Origin of the sequence: Vibrio sp. 10N.222.48.A3, from assembly GCF_041475345.1 — a bacterium.
GTDB classification, from domain to species: domain Bacteria; phylum Pseudomonadota; class Gammaproteobacteria; order Enterobacterales; family Vibrionaceae; genus Vibrio; species Vibrio tasmaniensis_A.
The window spans coordinates 1-1419 of sequence record NZ_JBFRVX010001307.1; the positions used below are offsets into that span (position 1 = coordinate 1).

Here is a 1419-nt window from a genome sequence, read left to right on the forward strand (position 1 = left end):
CTTCAACTTTCTTAGCCATGATATTTCCTAATTTTTGGGTACATGCGCTAGCCCTGAGGCAAGCTCCCCTTAATTTCAATTAACTCTTTCTTACTTCGATAGAAGTAAAAAGGCGCGAAATTATAATCATAATTCGCGCCTTTAACAACCCTAAAAAGGTGGTTTTTTATACTCTTTTATTTTGAACAACTTATGAAGTATTTATCCACAGCTTGTTCAAAAGTTAGAGTTTTAGTCCAGCTTTTCAACTTGACCAAATTCAAGCTCAACCGGTGTTGCACGACCAAAGATCGATACAGATACCTTAATGCGGCTTTTCTCGTAATCTACTTCTTCAACTGTACCGTTGAAATCAGCAAACGGACCATCGTTCACACGAACCACTTCACCCGCTTCGAACATTGTCTTAGGACGTGGAGACTCGCTCGCTTTCTCTAGACGGTTCAAGATAGCATCAGCTTCTTTGTCAGTGATTGGTGCAGGACGATCAGAGGTACCACCAATGAAGCCCATAACACGAGGAATGCTGCGTACTAAGTGCCATGATTCATCATTCATGATCATTTGCACTAATACGTAGCCAGGGAAGAACTTACGTTCGCTTTTACGGCGTTGACCTGCACGCATTTCCACTACTTCTTCAGTAGGTACTAAAACGTCACCAAAGAATTCTTCCATGTCGTGCATTTTAATATGTTCGCGTAACGATTGAGATACACGACCTTCATAGCCAGAAAAGGCTTGAACTACATACCAACGTTTTTTTGGAGCTTCACTCATGAATCAGAACCCTCTACACTCCAGTTGCTAGAGAAACTAAACGGACCATAATGCCGTCAATTCCCCAAAGCACTAGAGACATAACAATACATACAGCTAAAACGATCAATGTAGTTTGCATAGTTTCTTGGCGAGTAGGCCAAACAACTTTACGAATCTCCATACGAGATTCTTTTGCAAAATCGATCGCAGCTTTACCTTTAGTTGTTGTTGCTGCAACGCCTAGTGCGGCAGCAATCAGCACAACTACACCTGCAGCGCGAATTACAACAGACAATTCACCATACAGGTAATTACCCACAACAGCAGCAGCCAACAGTACAAAAGCGACTACCCACTTCATTGTATCTGCTGCACCTGAGCTATCAGGAGTTTCAGCGTTTGCTTTCATAAAACCAACCTGTGATAAGTCTTAAATATAGACGACAATAACCCCGCTGTTGCAGGGCACATTCCTTTGCGTTGCAAAACAACACATCTAACAGTCATTTTAGTTAAAAAGACCGTTTAATTCTTTGCTAAGAGTTAAAATTGATGTCAAAACACCCAACTCTTTTTTCAGCGCAGAAAAAGGGCATCAAATGATGCCCTTTTTACTAGTGGTTCGTCAAATCTTATGCAAAGATTTTAGCTACAACA

General features: G+C 41.2%; 2 protein-coding genes. Both read right to left on the bottom strand.

Annotated features, from left to right (window positions below; genetic code table 11):
• Window positions 1-231: 231 nt before the first annotated feature.
• The gene (nusG, locus tag AB4653_RS25905; protein WP_012605006.1) at window positions 232-780 is read right to left on the bottom strand and encodes a transcription termination/antitermination protein NusG; all 549 of its coding nucleotides are present in this window, start codon (window positions 778-780) and stop codon (window positions 232-234) included.
• Between the two features lie 13 nt (window positions 781-793).
• Window positions 794-1171, bottom strand: coding sequence for a preprotein translocase subunit SecE (secE, locus tag AB4653_RS25910; RefSeq protein WP_017096511.1), 378 nt, complete (start codon window positions 1169-1171; stop codon window positions 794-796).
• Window positions 1172-1419 lie beyond the last annotated feature (248 nt).

Bases quoted from the DNA above. Each gene is read 5' to 3' on its own strand.
- nusG (WP_012605006.1), bottom strand. From the start codon at position 780: ATGAGTGAAGCTCCAAAAAAACGTTGGTATGTAGTTCAAGCCTTTTCT.
- secE (WP_017096511.1), bottom strand. From the start codon at position 1,171: ATGAAAGCAAACGCTGAAACTCCTGATAGCTCAGGTGCAGCAGATACA.